Annotated in this window: 21 protein-coding genes; 14 read left to right on the top strand and 7 right to left on the bottom strand. The window is 35.6% G+C overall.

The genetic code is table 11. The annotated features are described in order from the left end of the window. Nucleotides 1-194 precede the first annotated feature (194 nt). The 3 genes from AC0IXC_RS17290 (at nt 195) to AC0IXC_RS17280 (ending at nt 4541) form a co-directional block, all read left to right on the top strand. Nucleotides 195-983 carry an ABC transporter ATP-binding protein gene (locus AC0IXC_RS17290; RefSeq protein ID WP_471653078.1) on the top strand — a complete coding sequence of 263 codons (789 nt, stop codon included), beginning with the start codon at nt 195-197 and terminating at the stop codon, nt 981-983. After that, on the top strand, nt 967-3540 hold the full coding sequence (locus AC0IXC_RS17285; protein WP_471653077.1) for an FtsX-like permease family protein: 2574 nt from the start codon (nt 967-969) through the stop codon (nt 3538-3540). The genes AC0IXC_RS17290 and AC0IXC_RS17285 overlap by 17 nt, the downstream gene beginning before the upstream one ends. A gap of 521 nt (nt 3541-4061) precedes the next feature. Next, a complete protein-coding gene (locus tag AC0IXC_RS17280) occupies nt 4062-4541 on the top strand; it encodes a GNAT family N-acetyltransferase (protein ID WP_002034600.1) in 480 nt (159 codons plus the stop codon). Nucleotides 4542-4560: 19 nt separating this feature from the next. On the opposite strand, the gene AC0IXC_RS17275 is transcribed toward AC0IXC_RS17280, so the two are convergent. Next, complete coding sequence (locus AC0IXC_RS17275) at nt 4561-5052, bottom strand: phosphatidylglycerophosphatase A family protein (RefSeq protein ID WP_078179370.1); 492 nt, start codon at nt 5050-5052, stop codon at nt 4561-4563. Nucleotides 5053-5172: 120 nt separating this feature from the next. On the opposite strand from AC0IXC_RS17275, the gene yutH reads away from it, so the two are divergent. Continuing rightward, nucleotides 5173-6174, top strand: coding sequence for a spore coat putative kinase YutH (gene yutH / locus AC0IXC_RS17270; RefSeq protein ID WP_098634929.1), 1002 nt, complete (start codon nt 5173-5175; stop codon nt 6172-6174). A 59-nt stretch (nt 6175-6233) separates the two neighbouring features. Here yutH and AC0IXC_RS17265 read toward each other — a convergent pair whose 3' ends face one another. Then, nucleotides 6234-6449, bottom strand: a complete 216-nt coding sequence (locus AC0IXC_RS17265; protein ID WP_001137788.1) for a hypothetical protein — start codon at nt 6447-6449, stop codon at nt 6234-6236. A 425-nt stretch (nt 6450-6874) separates the two neighbouring features. Beyond that, on the bottom strand, nt 6875-7111 hold the full coding sequence (locus tag AC0IXC_RS17260; RefSeq protein ID WP_000431159.1) for a NifU family protein: 237 nt from the start codon (nt 7109-7111) through the stop codon (nt 6875-6877). Between the two features lie 206 nt (nt 7112-7317). Between AC0IXC_RS17260 and AC0IXC_RS17255 the strand changes: the two genes are divergently transcribed. From AC0IXC_RS17255 to AC0IXC_RS17235, 5 genes are all read left to right on the top strand, one after another. Beyond that, nucleotides 7318-7626 (top strand): YuzD family protein, encoded by a 309-nt coding sequence (locus tag AC0IXC_RS17255; protein ID WP_000248598.1) that lies wholly within the window; start codon nt 7318-7320, stop codon nt 7624-7626. A 52-nt stretch (nt 7627-7678) separates the two neighbouring features. After that, nucleotides 7679-8473, top strand: a complete 795-nt coding sequence (locus tag AC0IXC_RS17250; protein ID WP_215590325.1) for a nucleotidyltransferase domain-containing protein — start codon at nt 7679-7681, stop codon at nt 8471-8473. Nucleotides 8474-8569: 96 nt separating this feature from the next. After that, a complete protein-coding gene (locus tag AC0IXC_RS17245; protein WP_471653076.1) occupies nt 8570-9247 on the top strand; it encodes a lysostaphin resistance A-like protein in 678 nt (225 codons plus the stop codon). A 113-nt stretch (nt 9248-9360) separates the two neighbouring features. Then, a complete protein-coding gene (locus tag AC0IXC_RS17240; RefSeq protein ID WP_193652079.1) occupies nt 9361-10029 on the top strand; it encodes a hypothetical protein in 669 nt (222 codons plus the stop codon). Between the two features lie 11 nt (nt 10030-10040). Then, on the top strand, nt 10041-10844 hold the full coding sequence (locus AC0IXC_RS17235) for a leucine-rich repeat domain-containing protein (RefSeq protein ID WP_193652078.1): 804 nt from the start codon (nt 10041-10043) through the stop codon (nt 10842-10844). Between the two features lie 2 nt (nt 10845-10846). Here AC0IXC_RS17235 and AC0IXC_RS17230 read toward each other — a convergent pair whose 3' ends face one another. Next, a complete protein-coding gene (locus AC0IXC_RS17230) occupies nt 10847-11440 on the bottom strand; it encodes a DUF4304 domain-containing protein (protein ID WP_201053686.1) in 594 nt (197 codons plus the stop codon). Nucleotides 11441-11608: 168 nt separating this feature from the next. On the opposite strand from AC0IXC_RS17230, the gene AC0IXC_RS17225 reads away from it, so the two are divergent. The 3 genes from AC0IXC_RS17225 to phnA all read left to right on the top strand — a co-directional run bounded on the left by AC0IXC_RS17225 (nt 11609) and on the right by phnA (nt 13733). Beyond that, nucleotides 11609-11983 carry a hypothetical protein gene (locus AC0IXC_RS17225; protein ID WP_471653075.1) on the top strand — a complete coding sequence of 125 codons (375 nt, stop codon included), beginning with the start codon at nt 11609-11611 and terminating at the stop codon, nt 11981-11983. 353 nt (nt 11984-12336) lie between these two features. Next, on the top strand, nt 12337-13110 hold the full coding sequence (locus tag AC0IXC_RS17220) for a DUF2628 domain-containing protein (protein WP_002166528.1): 774 nt from the start codon (nt 12337-12339) through the stop codon (nt 13108-13110). A gap of 281 nt (nt 13111-13391) precedes the next feature. Continuing rightward, nucleotides 13392-13733, top strand: a complete 342-nt coding sequence (gene phnA, locus AC0IXC_RS17215; protein WP_002089332.1) for an alkylphosphonate utilization operon protein PhnA — start codon at nt 13392-13394, stop codon at nt 13731-13733. 50 nt (nt 13734-13783) lie between these two features. Here phnA and AC0IXC_RS17210 read toward each other — a convergent pair whose 3' ends face one another. The 3 genes from AC0IXC_RS17210 to AC0IXC_RS17200 all read right to left on the bottom strand — a co-directional run bounded on the left by AC0IXC_RS17210 (nt 13784) and on the right by AC0IXC_RS17200 (nt 16560). Next, the gene (locus tag AC0IXC_RS17210; protein WP_002191065.1) at nt 13784-14578 is read right to left on the bottom strand and encodes an ABC transporter permease; all 795 of its coding nucleotides are present in this window, start codon (nt 14576-14578) and stop codon (nt 13784-13786) included. Continuing rightward, a complete protein-coding gene (locus AC0IXC_RS17205) occupies nt 14562-15221 on the bottom strand; it encodes an ABC transporter ATP-binding protein (RefSeq protein ID WP_002034567.1) in 660 nt (219 codons plus the stop codon). The genes AC0IXC_RS17210 and AC0IXC_RS17205 overlap by 17 nt, the downstream gene beginning before the upstream one ends. 268 nt (nt 15222-15489) lie before the next feature. Next, nucleotides 15490-16560, bottom strand: a complete 1071-nt coding sequence (locus tag AC0IXC_RS17200) for an NAD(P)/FAD-dependent oxidoreductase (protein WP_002192372.1) — start codon at nt 16558-16560, stop codon at nt 15490-15492. Between the two features lie 428 nt (nt 16561-16988). Between AC0IXC_RS17200 and AC0IXC_RS17195 the strand changes: the two genes are divergently transcribed. Further along, the gene (locus AC0IXC_RS17195) at nt 16989-17228 is read left to right on the top strand and encodes a YuzB family protein (protein ID WP_002015892.1); all 240 of its coding nucleotides are present in this window, start codon (nt 16989-16991) and stop codon (nt 17226-17228) included. Between the two features lie 328 nt (nt 17229-17556). Continuing rightward, nucleotides 17557-18423, top strand: a complete 867-nt coding sequence (gene dapF / locus AC0IXC_RS17190; RefSeq protein ID WP_002015893.1) for a diaminopimelate epimerase — start codon at nt 17557-17559, stop codon at nt 18421-18423. The last annotated feature ends 20 nt before the right edge of the window (nt 18424-18443 follow it).

The following is an 18443-nucleotide window of genomic DNA, read 5'->3' as shown; positions in this document are numbered from 1 at the left end:
ACTATTATGATTACTTTCGTTGCGAGAGTAAACTTTTCTGACGTGAGAAATAAAGTGAAACCTTAATCGGTGGGAGTCTTACGGCCCATTAATATAAATGTTAGTATGTGACAAAAAAATACAAAATAGTAGGTATTTTGTATTTTTGAATAGAATATATAGATTGGTAAATAGAGAGAAAAGGGGATATCGGGATGAATATTATTGAAATTGAAGGGTTAGAAAAATCGTTTGATATTGGGGATAGTAAAGTAAAGATCTTAAAAGATATTAATGTTCAAATTCAAAAAGGTGACTTTGTTTGTATTATGGGGGCAAGTGGATCGGGTAAAACGACTTTACTTCAGCTGTTAGGTGGATTAGATATTCCATCGGTAGGTAGTATTCGAGTTGATGGTACCGAGATTTCAACATTAAAAGAAAAAGAGCTCGCTTTATTTAGAAGGCATAAAATCGGTTTTATTTTTCAGCAGTTTAATTTAATTCCAGTGTTTAATGCGGAGGAAAATGTAGGGTTGCCTTTACTATTAGATAATGTTTCGCAAAAGAAGGCAACGGTGACAGCAAATCGTTTATTAGAGCTCGTTGGATTGAAAGGAAAAGAAAAGCATTTACCAGCACAGTTATCAGGTGGGCAACAGCAAAGGGTTGCGATAGCAAGAGCTTTTGCAAATGAGCCAGCTATTATATTAGCTGATGAACCAACAGGAGCATTGGATTCAGAAAATAGCAAAAATATAATCGCGGCACTGCGCAATGCGTGTGATGAGTTAGGACAAACAGCTGTCATTGTAACGCACGACTCGTTCGTAGCGGCCCATGCGGATAAAGTTGTTTTCTTATTAGATGGTGAAGTAATTCATGAACATGCTGAAAGTAAAGGATGGAAATTTCGAAATATCCCGCAACAAGTTATCCACATTCAAGAGATTATGAACCGTCACTTTAAAGTAGGAGGTAAAGGTGATGCGATGGGTAATTAAGTATGCGATAAAATCGATGAAACAAAATTGGTTGCGAAATATGTTGATTGCCCTCGGTGCAGCTTTAGGTGTTATGTTAGCGACGATGTTATTACTAGGTAATCAATCAGTAGAGCAAAGTGTGAAGGAACAAGTAGTAAGTCGGTATGGAGATTATAATTTACAATTTGGCTATATAAAAAATGACATGTATTTAAATAATGAAAGTTTAAAAGGAATAGATGGCTTAGAAAATGCTGAAAAAATATCAAAAGCACTTATACCGTATCCTTTTCCACATTATAAAGAACTATCGGGAAAGCCATCTTATTGGGGTGTTGAGCAAGATTCTCCAGAAATGCATTCTTATAAAATATTAGAAGGACGATATCCGAAAGAAGGTGCTGAAGTAGCACTGACAAAAGGGTATACAGATCGTGAAAATATACGGGTAGGAGATACGATTAAACTGCCATTCCCGCAGCATGGTGAAAAGGCTGTGAAAGTTGTCGGTATTTTAAATCCACCGTTAATGGCGTCAATGGGGCATAGTGCTTATTTTCCAATCCATTGGCTTCAAAAAGAATTAAATTTACCAAATCAATTCAATCTTGTTCAAGTGAAAGTACAAGATGTAAATGTGAAAAAAGCAATTGCTTTTGATGTACATAAAAAGATTGAAAATATAAAGGTGGACCAACGTACCTATGTAGATAAGGCATTTGAACGACTAAATGTAATGAAGCCATTAATTTTTAGTTTAGGTGGTATTGCCTTATTTGTTGTAGCCCTTTTAATAATGGGAAGTTTCTTCTTATCTGTCAGAAGTCGATTTAAGCAATGGGCATTATTACGTGCACTTGGTAGTAATCCAAATCAAATTATATTAGTCGTTTTATTAGAGGCTTTATGTATTGGGGCAATCGGATCACTAGCAGGAGTTATTCTTGGAGCAGGTACGCAAACAATCGCCGCATCATTTATTAATAAATGGGTGAATATTGAGGGGGCAGTGAAAGAATCATTCTCGATTTCAGGCGAGATTTTACTCATTACGTTTTTACTAGGGATTGTTATGTCTATCATAGGGGCTATTATACCAGCCTTTATGGTTAGAAAGATTCCACCAGTTCAAGCGCTTAGGCCAGGTCTTCCTAGTAATGAGAAAAAAGAAAAAAGGTGGAGTGCTTTTAGTGGTAGCATTCTAATCATTGGTACTGTTATTGGACTAGCGGGTAACGTATTAGAGCGATATATCGGTTTTAATCCAAGTGCGATAGGTGCGCTGTTATTTGCGGTCGGTTTGTTATTTGCGATTCCGTTATTTATTCGGATGATAGCACCAGTGATTGCAAAACCACTTCAAATGATATTACGAATTGAAACGACGATTAGTAGCCGAAATGTAATTCGTTATCGAAATAAGGCAGCTGTATCGGTTGCTATACTAGCATTTGGTTTTATGTTAGCACTTGTTGGAACGATGTATATAAACTCTATTTACGAAGGCATGAAAGATGGGTTACAAAAACATTTACCAGCTGATTTAGTAATAAGAATTCCAATAGAGTCGCAAAGTACTGAAGTATTACCATTTAGTTGGATGGAGAAGGTTAAAAAAATTGATGGTGTAGAAGAGAGCGTAGCAAATGTTACTGACTTTACAGCGAAGCTTATAAATTATGATTTTAAAAAAGCGGATCAAGAGTGGTATGAAAATGTGAGGAAAGATGATTTTGAATATGATGTGATAGAAGTTGTGGGGAATGATATTGTTGCTTATCAAAAAGTAACAAAAGCGAAAGTGATTACAGGACAAGATTTAAATAAGCCATTACAAGATGGTGAGGGAGTCGTTACGAAGAGAACTGCTAAAACATTAGGGATTCAGTTGCATGATACGATTGAAGTACAAGGAAAAGGGAAAGAAAAACAAACGATTAAAGTCGTTTCGATTATTGAGCAAGGATTAAGGGGAAGAGGATTAGACATTTTCGTAAATGAACAATGGGTTCGTGATAAGTTTCACGTGCAAGGATATGAAGCAATTCAAGTTATGACAAATTCTAATCAATCATTTGAAGAGATTAAGAAGCAAGTAAAACAAATTACAAATAATAAAGAGAACGTAGAAGTTATTAATAGCCATGATTTATTAAAAGAACAGAAGCAGTTATTATCGCAAATGATGATGTTAATTCGCTTGTTAGTTGTAATTGTTTTCATTATTTCTGGTATAGGGTTAATGAATGCGATTGTCTCAAGTTTACATGAAAGACGTGCTGAAATTAGTATGATTCGTGCAGTAGGAGCTATTCCGAAGCAAATGAGACGGATTGTTTTATTAGAAGGGACTTTACTTGGAGCGATAGCTGGCTGTATTGGCATTTTTGGCGGAATTTTGTTTAGTTATATTGTGTTATCAAGCTTAGAGCTAACGGTTATTATCATTCCATATAATCAAGTATTAATATTAGCTCTAGCTAGTGTAATGCTTGGGGCAGGGGCAGCGTTGATTGCTTCCTTACAATTAAGAAAGTTTAAATTAAGTGATACTTTAAAGGAGTTGTCAGCATAAAATATTACTATATTCCGCTCATACAAAGAACAAAGAAGACGAATAAAATGATAACAATACCAATGCCAAAGTTAAATACAAGAGTACTATCCATATATGTAACCTCCTTGTTTGAAAGTAAAAAGCACTCTGGCTGGAGTGCTTTTTATTATCCGAATCTGTCGCAACGAACGCTGCAACGTATAGAAAGGTAATAATGGGTTTAAGAGTTATATTAATTTATGCATTAATTTTGTAAATGAGCAGGTCCTGCTCAGGTATAGAAAAAAAGACACTCTTTCGAGTGTCTTTCATGATGACAAAACGTGCCAATTGCTTGAGTTTGATAAGACGTTAATTTTCCGGTTAACAGTCTTTCTTAATCAAGAAGTGTAACAACAGCGATTCAAATAAATTTTAGCATTTTTTAAAGGGGTGTGCGTATGTAACTATGCATATTACGATTAGAGGAGAATCAAGTTTGGAAAATGAATGAGTAAATACATATAGATTAGTAGAGTATTTGATAAGGAGCGAGATGAATGGATATACATAAGTTAACAGAAGAAGAAGCGAAAGAAATAAATACGTGGAAGTATGAAAATCCCTATACGTTATATAGCTTTTCGGGAGATGCTGAAGTAATAGAAGAGTTGCTAGATGGAACGTATTACGGTTGTTGCGGAGAGAATGGAGAATTTATCGGCTATTTTTGTTTTGGAGAAAATGCACAAGTGCCAGGGGGAAGAGATGCTAATTTATATAGGGGAGAAGATGTAGTAGATATTGGGCTTGGAATGAAGCCGGAGTTAACAGGGAAAGGGATGGGGGAAATGTTTTTTCAAGCGGGAATAGCATTTGCTACTGAGGAATTGAATTCGAAAATGTTTCGACTGAGTGTAGCGACATTCAATAAGAGAGCGATTAGGCTATATAAAAACATTGGATTTCAAGTAGGACCTGTTTTTTTGAGCCGTGGAAGAGAGTTTATGCTGATGGAATATGAAAGACCGTCAGTATGAAACTGACGGCCTAGATACGTTATTCCGAATGCTCAGCACGGTGCGCTAAACGACTTGAAGCAGCGGCAGCGATTCCGCCAACGATATCATCAAGGAATGTGTGAACTTTTCCAGTTGATTTATCATTTAAGTATTCTAAAATACCTGGCTTTAATTTATCGATATATCCAAAGTTCGTGAAACCGATAGAGCCGTACACGTTAACGATTGAAAGTGCGATGACTTCATCGATTCCATATAGTCCTTCATCGCGTTTTACGATATCTTGTAACGGTTGACTTAATAGTCCTTTTTCAGCGAGGACATCAAGTTCAATGCCTGTAATAAGTGCGTTTTGTACTTCTCGTTTGGATAGTACACGCTCAACGTTATAGCGACATTCTGACATCTCTAAATTTGCATGGTATTTCTTTTGAAGAAAATGAACAAGATCAGCAATATCGTCAATTGTTACACCGCGTTCTTGTAATAGTTGTAATGCTCTTTCTTGTAGTTGATTTGAGTCTTTCATGTTTATCACCTTTTTTTCTTTTTAGTATTTGTATACGTTTCGTTGCTTTATCATGTGCATAGGAATGAAAGGCGAGCACAAGCTCATATATATAAAGAAAAACCATAGGTGGCGACTGCGATGATTCAGCATATTTATGAGCATTATCACATGCATGTTAAAGAATTAATCCCCCTTGGCCCCTATAAAAGCTTTTGGATTCGCAACAAAATTTATGTACTTGTTCCAATTGGAGAAATGGAGGAAGAAGTACTTGTAGAGATGAAAAAGCTCAGTGATTATATGAACCAGCAAGGGGATATAACTGTTTCGACTTTCGTTCCGACTATACACGGCTACTATGTAAGTGAGATAGAAGAAAAAAATTACTGCTTATTAAAAGGTATGCGTATGTTAGAGCGACATGCTACATCATTAGGAAGTGAGCTTTCTATATTCCATAAACGTGGCGCATTCTTTCCAGAAGAAGTTGAGCAATTAAGCCGCATTGGTGAATGGAAAGCATTATGGGAAAAAAGGCTCGACCAATTAGAAAGGTTTTGGCAATCGCAAGTGATGAACCATCCTTCAGACGTATTCGATCAATTGTTTATTGAATCCTTCCCGTATTACTTAGGAGTTGCAGAAAATGCAATTCAATATGTTGTCGATACAGAAATGGACGATACACCACAAATAACTGACGCAGCAACAATTTGCCAAGAACGATTTACACCTTTATTATGGCAGCAAACGAAGCGTTTAAAACTTCCTTTTGATTGGGTATATGATCACCCAAGTAGGGATATAGCAGAATGTATTCGCTATATGATGATAGAAAAAAAGAAAGATTGGGAGCAAACGGTAGTTCAATTCATTACAGATTATGAACGTAATTATTCGCTCTCTTCATTTGGTTGGCGCTTATTATTCGCAAGGCTTCTGTTCCCGCTTCACTACTTTGAAACGATTGAACGATATTATCAAACAGGAAACGAAGAACAAAAAGGTATATATAGAGCCCGTTTAGAAATCATTTTACACGATGTGAAGCGCACTGAGCAATTTATGAATCATTTTTACGAGTCATTTCGTTTACCTGTTGAGAAGTTAGGCATTAGGAAATTAGATTGGCTGTCTTAAAATGAAAAAAGAGACCGGGTGAGGTCTCTTTTTTATATATCACAATTGTATGTAATACATTATGCCCCTACCTGTTGATCTGCACATATATTTAAAATGAATTGATGTCTTTCGATTTTTTCATTTACTTTACTCAATAATTCTTGCTGGATTTCTTTAAATAAAAATTGATAACTTGCATTCCATGTTGGTATAACGGATGAAAGGTCTAATAAATACTCTTTTTTCTTTTCTAGTTCTTGAATTGTTAAGAAAGTGTTCCCCATTCTTGGCATGTGTCGTCCCCCTATGTTTTTTTCTGTATATGTGTGAACGATTCTATAGTATTAATTATCGCACTTTTTGAGAAGGATTTCCAATTTTGTTTTATGATGTTAAAGGGGAAGTGTTATTTGAATAAAAAAAGAGACCCATTTGGGTCTCTTTCTAGGAAGCGATTCTGAACGAGCCGCTTCCGCTTTTAGATATTGTCTAGCTCCAGCGGCTAAAATGTTCGGTGGCTTCGCTTCTTCCGCCGAGGCAAAAAGCGCCTCTATGTCAGAAGCTCCATCCTCCTCACATTTTGGACGAGCCGCTTCCGCTTTTAGATGTTATCTAGCTCTTCGTGTCTAAGAACCTTCCGCATAAGAAGGCAAAAAGCGCCTTCTATGCGAAAGAACCTTAGCCAGTCAGAGCTGAACGAGCCACCGCCGCTTTTAAATTAAAATACTTGTTCTACTTCAATAACGCCTGGTACTTCTTCAAGTAGTGCGCGTTCGATACCAGCTTTTAGTGTGATTGTAGAACTTGGGCAGCTTCCGCATGCACCCATAAGGCGTAATTTTACGATACCTTCTTCAATGTCTACTAATTCAACGTCTCCGCCATCGCGAAGTAAGAATGGACGTAATTTATCTAATACCTCTAGTACTTGTTCTTGCATATGTGGGTTTTCCATTTTTATCGACTCCTTTCATCAGTTTTATTATAATCAAGATAGAGGGGAAAATCTATTTTTTCTCTTCTTGTTTTATTGTCAAAATATTATATCGTGTGTACAACGTGTTTTTTCAGTATAGGGGTATGGAATAAGTTTGTAAAATGATGTGCTTATGTACTAAGACATCTGAATATACTGTTAGGGCAAGAAGTGGGGGAGAAGAAATGGTTAATGTGCAAGTGTATGGGACGAAAGTAATTTGTGCGAGCTGCGTTGGAATGCCATCTTCAACAGAAACGTTTGAGTGGTTACAAGCGGCGATTGGTCGTAAATATGAAGGACAAGAAAATAAATTTAATTTCGAGTATATTGATTTTCAACAAGAACAAGAAGATGAAGATAAAAAAGCATTCGCAGAGCGCGTAGTGGAAGAAGATCTATTTTATCCGGTCGTTCTTGTAAATGGAGAAATTGTTGGAGAAGGAAATCCTCGTTTGAAGGATGTTTACGAAGAAATCGAGAAATATTTATAAAGCAGGAAGCCTTTGCAAATTCGCAAAGGCTTTTTTTAATGGAGGGATAGATGTGGAGAATGGAATAAAACAAGTTTTACCAGAAGAAGTAAAGCAATTAATGGAGCAGTACATAGTAGAATTAAAAGAAATTTTTTCGGACGAAAAAATAGTCGGGGTATATATTTACGGATCAATCGCGCTAGGAGCATTTCATATAGAAACGAGCGATGTTGACTTTGTTACGGTAATAAGTGATTCCGTGAATGAAGCTGAAAAACAACAAATTATAGAACTGCATAAAAAAATTAGTAAAAGTACGTTAGGTAAAAGAATGGACGGTATGTATATTCCGCTTGCTGACTTGGGGAAATACAATCATGAAATAAATGAGTACGTGTATTGTGCAGATGGTAAGGCTGATATTGGTCATTGGGATATTAACGCGGTCACATGGTGGACATTGAAAAATCAAGGTATTACAGTTAGCGGGAAAGAAGTAGAAGACCTTTCCTTTCAAATAAAGTGGGACGATGTAGTAAATACAATGAAATACAACGTAGAACATTACTGGCTTGAAAAAGCGAAGCGTCCTTATTTATTTTTCATAGAAGAATGGGTAGAATCAGCTGTCGTTACGATGGGACGTATTTTATATACGTTAGAACATAAAACAATTGTTTCAAAAGATAGAGGATTACAATACATGTTGGAACTTTACTCTCATAAGTGGGATCCTTTATTAAGGGAAGTAGAGCGAATGCGGCATAATCCAAAAGAAAAGCGAATAATCTCAAGGTGGAGAAGGGCTGATATGACGAAGAGGTATTTGCTGCATCTAATTGAAGCATGTAGAGAGAAATGGTAGGGAAAAACAGACGATACAGTAAATTGTATCGTCTGTTTTTGTGTTAAAATTGGTATATAATGGTTTAAAAGGTTTAATTATACTGGAGGGGATAGGATGAACACAGAATTAACTACATATGAAGAGAAGAATATACAAATGAGTATGCTCGAAGTAATTAGCATTATAATAATTACTTTTGGGGTAATGCATGGAATGGGTTTTTTGAACTTTTTATATGACTCCTCATTATATCCATGGTATGTAGACCATCTTATCCCACCCTTTACGTTTTGTACGATTATTGTAATGTATGCACCAGCAAGAAAGTATTGTTCACAGCTAGTAAAATCACTACAGTTCAATAATTTTAAACATTATGTAACAATAGTAATGATGATGATCATACTGCTTATATATCTTGCGGTATTAAATTTAGTTTTACCACAGGGGCTTAGTGTGGATGAGTCAAATATAGTAATAGAGCCTACTATAAGTGAAATCATTTTATACGTAGTTGTACTCACCATTTTTGCACCGATTTGGGAAGAACTTTTATTTCGGGGGATATTTTTCACGAAATTATCTCAGCGCTTCTCTACACTTACTAGTATTGTTATAAGTGCTTTTATATTTACTTTAGGTCATCCCCTTACTTTAGGTAGTATGTTATATATTTTTGGTATAGGTGTATGTTTAGCCTACACATATAAGAAAACAAATAATTTACTCGTTCCATGGGGAATTCATTTATTAAATAATTCATTTTTTATATTAGTAAATTTTCAAATGTAAAAAGACGCCTTTTTGAAAAGGGCGTCTTTCCTATTTTGCAGTAGGTAGAAAAGGCTTTACAAGTATTATGTAGAGGAAAGATAATAGAAAAAATATGTGTATGGGGGAAGACGATGAGTAAATATAAATTACATATAGACAAAGAACAATTATGGAGAGGTTGCATCTTAAAGTCGATTGCAGATGCAATTTTTGTAGCACATGCTCCTGATTTCTCACATGAAAGTTCATGGGATGGATTTAACTATAGTATGCAAGATAGTCAAGGCGGAAGAGGGACAATTACTTTTGATTCGAAGTACACAATCGTATGTCTTCAAGATGTGAATAGTGAGAGAATTGATGAGTGGATTGATGCGGAAAATTATTTTGAAGGGGCACCTTCGGAAGTGATAGAAATTGCTAAAGAGGAAGCACTCCAATACGTATTAGAAGAGGTAGAGGGGGAAACAGTTCCTTTCATTACGACGGCATTTTGGATTGAGGATAGCGGTGCATATTCAATTGATTCATTTGAAGAGATGGAAGAGCACGGTGGATTCTTATTAGAAATCCCATTACTTGATACGGAATCTGCAATAGAAAGATTGGAAGAAGAGTATGAACTGACAGAGGAGCAAATGGATCTGTTACAACTCGTGTATGAGAGAAAAATCAAAAATCCAAACGAGAAAATTATGTTGTCTAAAGAAGAAGTAGCGATGATTGGAACTGATGATGGCGAAGGGTTGGAAGTGAGTAAGAAGTCGTTTGAAGAAATGAATATTACTTGGGCGTTGTAGGAGAGGATAAAATGTTTCCAATTGGTGAGCAACCGAGGATTATAAAGGACTTGGAAAATGTTACTGCTAGTTTAGAAGAATTAGCGATTGAGGGGAAAACAAAAAATATAGAACGATTAGCATCTTTACAAGTTAAGAAGTTATGGGTTTTCGCAGTAAATCAAAAGCAATTTGAGCATATTCTTACGTACGCTCGTCCAAATATATTGTACGTTTACGAAATGAGGGTCGAGGATTTAAGTAGCCTTCAAAAATTATCTGATTTACAACAGTTGTATATGTGCTGGAATACAAAAGCGAAGACGTTATGGGATATTGCGTATAATAAAAAACTCAAATCCTTACTAATTGATGATTTTTCTAAGCTAGAAGATTTAACTGCTTTAAGTAAGTGTCCGCAACTCAATACCTTTTACATGGGTGGTGGGATAAATACAACGATGAAAGTACAAACTTTACAACCACTCGCTGCATTACAACATTTGAAAAAGCTTACCCTTATGAACTTAAAGGTTAAAGATGATTCGTTAGAACCTTTAATACAATTAAAAAATTTGCGAGAGTTAAGTTTATCTAATCAATTTAAAGTGGAAGAGTATGCAAAATTATCTGTAGCATTGCCATATACGGAATGTAAGTTTTTTAAACCTTACGTATATATGAACGATGCAATAGAAGGGAAAAATATAATGGTGATTGGGAGAAGAAGGACATTCCTTAATTCGAAAACGGATACGGTAAAGATGCAAAAGTATGAAGAACAATTTAAAAAGTTACAAGAGGAATATAAAGCACTAGTAGAAAGCACAATGTGAAGTTACATTGCACTTTCTACTAGTTTTTTCATATACATATCAACTTCATGAAAGAAGACTGGCTCTTTCTCCTCGGTATTAAGATGAACAGCACAATGCAAATATTGCTGTAAGTAGCGATTAGCTTGTTCGTACTGTTTTAATTTGTAGAAAGAGAAACAGGTAAGAAGCAGAAACGCTTTTTCTTGTAATATTGGAACGACAGCTAGTACAGGAGTTATGGAATGTATAGTTGTTTTTATTAAATTTTTATATGAAGCCCACGTTTGAAACCAGTCGAAAATAGTAGAAAGGTAATTCGGAATGTCGATAGTTTCATGTGAAACATTATGTAATAACTGGTTCTGTTTCATATGTATAGGCTCTATCCTTGTTCGTAGAATGCAATCGAATATTGAGATGTTTTCTTTTACTTGTAATTGGTCCGTAATAAGTTGCGGGAGACCAATTGGATGAACACCTATATTTATATAGAAATCATCTCCAAACTGGCTTTTTTGTATATGAATGATCTTATAAAATCCGTTATCAGCTTTGGAAAATGTATGTCTTTTCTTCTTAAATCCAAGTGGTTTTAAAGCAGCGTGTAAATTTATCCCGCATTAACGGGCAGTAAGACTCTCACTTCAAAATTCGGCGAATGCGAGGGAGTTAGACGGGAGATCAACTGCCCGTAAAAGCCCGATTGGTGAAGGCTAATAATCAGTGGGGGATGAACAAAACCCCCACTGATTAAAGTTTCACTTTATGAGGGAGAAAATCTTATGATTAACCACAATAAAATTAAACAACTTTTAGCACATGTAGATCGCGCTGAGGATAATGAAATTGAGTTAGAGTGTGAATTTGAACCAATGACAATAGAATTATTTAATAGTGAAGAAATAGAAGAAGGGCAACTTGGTTATAGCTTTGATGATGAAGGGCAAAGCTTAATCGGGAATAAAGACGGAGAGTGGAAAGACGGTTGGATTGTAATTGGGATAGATTCCTATCTCGGAGACCCGATCTTTGTAGATAGTAATGATGAGAATTGTCCGGTTTATACAGCTATGCATGGTGAGGGAGATTGGGAGCCAGAATGTATAGCTAAGCGTATAGAAGATGTTATTGAGAAAGTGAAGGGTAATGTGGGATAGTTGTGTAAGTGGAAATATGTTTGAAATAGTAGAGAGCTAATTTGTGAAGTCTCTTAAGTCGAGATTTTAGGCTAGGTCATATTACAATAGTAGTTTAATAGGAGAAGGGTGTGTCAAAATGATTTTGATACATCCTTTTTTGCGAATATACAAGATGTTTAACATAGTGTATTAAATGTCTTATATATGAGTATTCTAATATATTTAATAGCAAAATGGAATATAGAATGGATAATTGTCGGAATGTATTCGATTTTTGTTCATTTTTATGAAATATAACTATTTTTTGTTAGATTCCTTCTTTTTATAGATATACAATAAAGTTATATAGAAATAAGAGAAGGATGATGTACGTGAAGGACACTGTTTTACAGGAAGCGATAGCTCCTAAAGAGTTACATAAAGTTGTGAGAAATAATACTGCATATTACGACTTTAAGTGGGGGAAAGCAAAAGATCCCGAGAAGGGAAATAGTTGGAACTGGATAGCCTTTTTCTTCCCATTATTGTGGTTAGCTTATCGCAAAATGTATAAATTATTTATTATTATTGCATTAGTAGGAGTTCCTACTTTAATTACCTCTGTTTTTATAGATATCCCGATGTGGATCGATTTTATTGTTTATTTCGGAACTATGCTATTTACTGGATGGCAAGGGAATCGTTTATATTACAAGCATACAGTTCGCGTTTTACATAAGGCAAAAGAGTTATCTGATGCACAACACAATTATTACTTCCAAACAAAGGGTGGCACTCATGTTGGGATTATGCTTGGATTAAATGCGTTATTATTTGTAGTATTTGGTGCAGCTGGTTATGGGTTATCGTATTTACCGACGGAACCGAATATAAAAGATGTAGTTCGTTTAAGTGATGAAGGGATTACATTGGAAGTTTTTACTGATGATCCAAAATGGACGTATGTAAAAAAAGAAGGACGTTTTGATATAGTAGAATTTACTGGTTATGATTATGAGGAAAAAAAGGATGTAAAGGTTAAGTTCGCTGTGTATTTAGATAAACAGAGATTTGAATGGAAAGAAATTTATTTAAACGATAAAAAGTTAAATGAAGAAGAAGCAGAAGAGTATCAATTTTATATTGAAGAAAATGCCTGGTATTAATATAAATAGATAATGATGTATCGCAAAAAGAAGAGTCTAATGAAGATTCTTCTTTTTATTTATGAGAAAGGATATGTAACAAGAAGAGAAAAACATTAGTAAACAAACGCCATACTAATTGAAATTTTGTAAAATATAATAAAAAATGAGAATTTGAGGTAGGCTTGTCAATAACGTGAGACTATGGCAGTATAAAGAAATGCTATACAAATTTTATTTATCGAGATGTAAAAATCAAATTTGATTTTTACGTATAAATAATGAACGGAGGAAATGAATTTATGGCTACTTTACCAAATTGTCCAAAATGTAATTCAGAATATACGTATGAGGATGGCGCTCTTTTCGTATGTCCAGAATGTGCCCATGAGTGGGGTCAAGAAGCGGAAGCTGAAAGTAATGATGGTGCAAAAGTTGTAAAAGATGCGAACGGAAACGTTCTTCAAGATGGCGATGCTGTTACTGTAATTAAAGATTTAAAAGTAAAAGGAACTTCTTCAGTTGTAAAGATTGGTACGAAAGTAAAGAGTATCCGTCTAGTTGAGGGAGATCACGATATTGATTGTAAAATCGATGGTTTCGGAGCTATGAAGTTAAAATCACAGTTCGTTAAGAAAGCGTAAGATTAGCAAAGAAAAAAGACGCTCTGTAAGTAACTTGCAGAGCGTCTTTTTTATGATTGTACTTCAACTTCTTTCAACTGGCACCGCTTATTAAAGAACGTTTTATACCCAAGCTGTAAGAAGATAATAACAGAGAAAGCTGTACTTCCAGAAATGCCAAGTATAATCGCAATTTGATATTGGATAGCTGTAAATGGTGATACACCGGATAAAATTTGTCCTGTCATCATGCCTGGAAGACTTATAATTCCCATTCCGACCATGGAATTAATTGTTGGTAAAATAGCAGAATCGAAAGCGTCCCGTATGAGCGGAGCAGCTGCTTGTTTTGGAGTTGCGCCAAGCATAAGTGCACCTTCAATATGGTCTCTTTGTGATTTCATACTGTTTAAAAAGGTGTTTGCCCCGAGGCAAATACCTGTCATAGCGTTACCGATTAGCATGCCGGCAATAGGAACGATATATTGCGGAGCATACCAAGGATCGTGTCCGATAATGACAAAGATAAATAGTAGAAGAGGGCCAATTGATCCAGCGATCATGGAGAGGGCGGCTACTCGTTTTAATTCTTTTGACATAGGAAGGTTTATTCGTTTATAAATGTTGAAAATCGCAAATGTAGTAATAGAAGTAATGAGAGCTATTGTATAAAACGGATTACTATTTTCAAATATGTATGTAAGAACATATGCGACTAGTACGAGCTGAATTGTCATACGTAATGTAGCAATTGTAATTTGTTTCTCACGCGGTATTCCTTTTAATTTCACAAGCCCGATTAAAATAAGGATGAAAATATATGCAGCTGCAAGTTGCCAAATTTGTAGTTCAATAACGCCCTTCAATTGATAGCACTTCCTTTCTAGTTGCACCGTTTGTTTTACTAATTTCAATAATATCGTCTGCGATTTCTTCTGGAAGTTGTTGCGAGTGCGTGATGAAGATAACTGTTTTTTTCTTTTCTCTTGCCAGTAGAGTGAATTGTTTCATAACGCGGCGTTCTGTGTCACCATCTAGCGCCGAAGTTGGTTCATCTAATAAATAGACGGGCGGATCCATTAGTATAATACGAGCGAAAGCAAGTCTTTGTTTTTCGCCACCTGATAAAGAAGAGGCGTTATCTTCTAATTTTTTATCTAGGCTAACAGTCGTTAATGCGCCTTGCAGGGCGTCGTCATTTGGAAATGGCTTTTCAGAAAATCGAAGTCCCATTAATAAATTATCTTTAATTGTTCCATCAAAAATAGGCGGAGTTTGTCCGAGCATGACAACTTCACGGCGTAATTGAATGGGAGGATAATCTAAAATAGATTTTCCGTTATACTCAATTGTGCCAGATGTTGGTGATTGTAAATCGTTTAACATGCGAAGTAATGTGCTTTTACCACTACCACTTTCACCGATAATACAAGTTGTTTTTTCTTTTTGAATCTGTAAATAAGGAATGTGTAGAATATCTTTATATGTGATGTCTTTTAATATAAACATAAATTGCTCCTTTCTGATTCTAGTTATATCGTATCAAAAAGGGAGAAAAATAGAAAAATAAAGTCTCTTTAGAAGGAACATCTTTTTTCTTTGTTTTAAAACTTTGCGCGTGGCAGGAAAAGGCACTGACCGATCCTATACTATACATAGCCAGTCCCTCTCGACCATTTAAAAAAATGCTTTTCTGTCGGTTTTTCATAGAATGACTGAGTAGTTACAAAAAATGAATAGAAAAAGGCTGTCTACTATGTAGGCAGCCTTTAAAGTATTAACCGTTATGATATTTATACATCCAAAGAAGACCGGATTTTAATAATCTCGGTACACGTCCCATTAATGGTTGGTTTGCTAGTAAACCAAATCCATGTTTTTTGCCGAGAGAACCGAGAACACCTTTTAATTTAATAACAGGCAGTTCATCAGGAAGTGGTTCATTATTCCAACGTTTTAATAATATTTGGACAATTTGTTCTCCTTGACCTTCAGCAAGTTGAGCAGATGGTGCGTGTGGAAGTGCTGCACAATCTCCTACGACATAAACGTGCTCGTTATTTGGAATATTGTGATATTTCGTTAAAACAACCCGTCCGCTACCATCTTGTTCTACTGGAAGGTTTCGAACAACTTCATTTGCTTGAATACCAGCTGTCCAGACGATTGCATCACATTCAAGTGGTTCATCATGGTTGTATACAATGTTTGGTTCCACTTTTGTAATGTTAGAGTTTCGTATAATGGTAACTTTATGTTTTACAAACCATTCTTCTACGTATCTACTTAATTTCTCTGGATATGGGAATAAAATTCTATCTTTTCGATCAAATAAATAGATTTTTAAATCTGAACGGCTTTCGCGAAGTTCACTTGCCACTTCAACGCCGCTTAAACCAGCCCCAACGACAGCTACTGTTGCATTTGGTTCTAAGCTATTTAATTGTTCATATGTCTTACGTGTTTGTTCAATTGATTGTAGGCTATGTGTATATTCCTTTGCCCCAGGAACGTTATGATATTTATCTTCACAGCCAAGCCCGATAATTAAATCATCATATTGAATCGTTTCACCGCCATCGAGATGAATGGCTTTCGTTTCGAGGTCAATATTTGTTACTGTTCCGTATTGAATATTGAGACGTGGGTGCTCAGGAAACGGTATGCGAATATGCGTTTCTGAAATTGTACCCGCAACTAATGCATAATATTCAGTTTTAAAGCAATGATATGGTACTTTGTCGATTAATGTCACTTGTACATCATCTGGAAGTTGGTTGCTTGGAAGTAGCCGCTGCAGAATTCTCATTCCACCGTAGCCACCACCTAGTAGTACGAGGTGTTTCATGATGGATTACCCCTTTTCTGTTGAAATATCCCCTAATCATACAATTTTATATTAATAAAATATTTTGACTTTACACAATCAAATTATATCGAATTTGTGAACAAATAACAATGCATGAATGAATACTCTGTTGTACAATAAGAAGAAAAGTAAAGTAAGTGGTTTTCATTTTCTAGTTACTATTTACTATTTCATTATGAGTAGTATGTTATATAAAGAAGACCATCTATTATGAAGTGAAATAGTGAAGTAACTAAATAGTTTAGAATATATAACGAAAACAACAAGAAACAGCTTAGTTTTCTTCTTATAAATAAAGTGGAATGGTAACAAGTAGAGAGGGTTACTTATCCGTTTCGCAAATTAGGTATGCACATACCATATAAAGTAAATGGTAATTTGTTTAGAGATACAGGGGGGAGAGAGTTTTGATTAAACCATTAATCGAATTTTGTGTAGGTAACCTTGCAAGCGGTTCGCAAGCAGCTTTAGAAAAATTAGAAAAAGATCCTAATTTAGACGTAATGGAATATGGTTGTTTAGGATATTGTGGCATCTGTTTTGAAGGTCCATTTGCACTTGTAAATGGTGAAGTGGTACAAGGTGCAACAGTAGAAGAACTTGTAAATAATGTATATGATTATATGGATGAAAATCCAATGTTTTAAAGCGTTGCAAACAGGCAACGTTTTTCTTTTTTCATTTATCCCGCTATTTGCGGGCAGTAAGACTCCCACCTCAAAATTCAGCTGAAGCAAAGAATTTAGGTTGAAGCCCTGTTGCCCGTCCCCCCACTGATTAAAGTTTCACTTTATTAGGAGTGTTTATTTCGAAAAAAAAAGCCCTTTTAGAAGGGCTTTTTTCTTACACGATTTGTGTAAGAACGGCTTATTGCCAAAACACTGTCAAATATGAGAAACGGGGGACATTCATATTGTGTTCTAAAAGCATGCATTTTATACTTGAAATAATAAATTATTTTTGGAGTGAATAAAAATGAGCCAATTTTCTTTTACAAAAATGCATGGTCTTGGAAATAGTTATATATATGTAAATATGTTTGAGGAACAAATTAGAGAAGAAGATTTAGCAATTGTAGCGGAAAAGGTTTCAAATATTAATACTGGTATTGGTGCAGATGGAATGATTTTAATTTGTCCTTCTGACGTGGCACCAGTAAAAATGCGCATGTTTAATAACGATGGCTCAGAAGGAAAGAGCTGTGGAAATGGTTTACGCTGCGTAGCGAAATATGCGTATGAGCATAAACTAGTAGAAGGTAAAGTTTTCACAATTGAAACGTTAGCTGGTATTGTTACGGCAGAAGTAACGGTAGAAGATGACAAAGTTACATTAGCGAAAATCGACATGGGAGCACCTCGTTTAACACGTGAAGAGATACCGATGCTTGGTGAAGGAGAAACACCATTTATTCGTGAAAACTTCTTATACAATAATCACCGTTATGCATTTACAGCTGTTTCAATGGGGAATCCACATGCGGTTATTTTTGTTGATGATGTAGAAAAAGCGCCTCTTACAACGTTAGGACCGGTTCTTGAGACGCATGAAATGTTCCCAGAGCGAGTGAATGTTGAATTCATCGAGATTTTGAATGATGAAGAGATGAATTTCCGCGTTTGGGAACGAGGATCTGGTGTAACACAAGCTTGCGGGACAGGAGCATGCGCAGCTGTCGTTGCGGCAATTTTAAATGGGAAAATGGAACACGGTAAAGAAATTACGGTTCACTTAGCAGGCGGCGACTTAATGATCGCATGGACAGAAGAAGGAAATGTATTAATGAAAGGGCCTGCGGAAATAATTTGCCGCGGAGTGTATGAGTACAAGATAGAAGCGTAAAGATGTATAATAGAATGAGA

This window comes from Bacillus sp. AC266, assembly GCF_979253805.1.
Note: the sequence above shows the minus strand (reverse complement) of the source record. Positions and strands in the feature narration are given on the sequence as shown.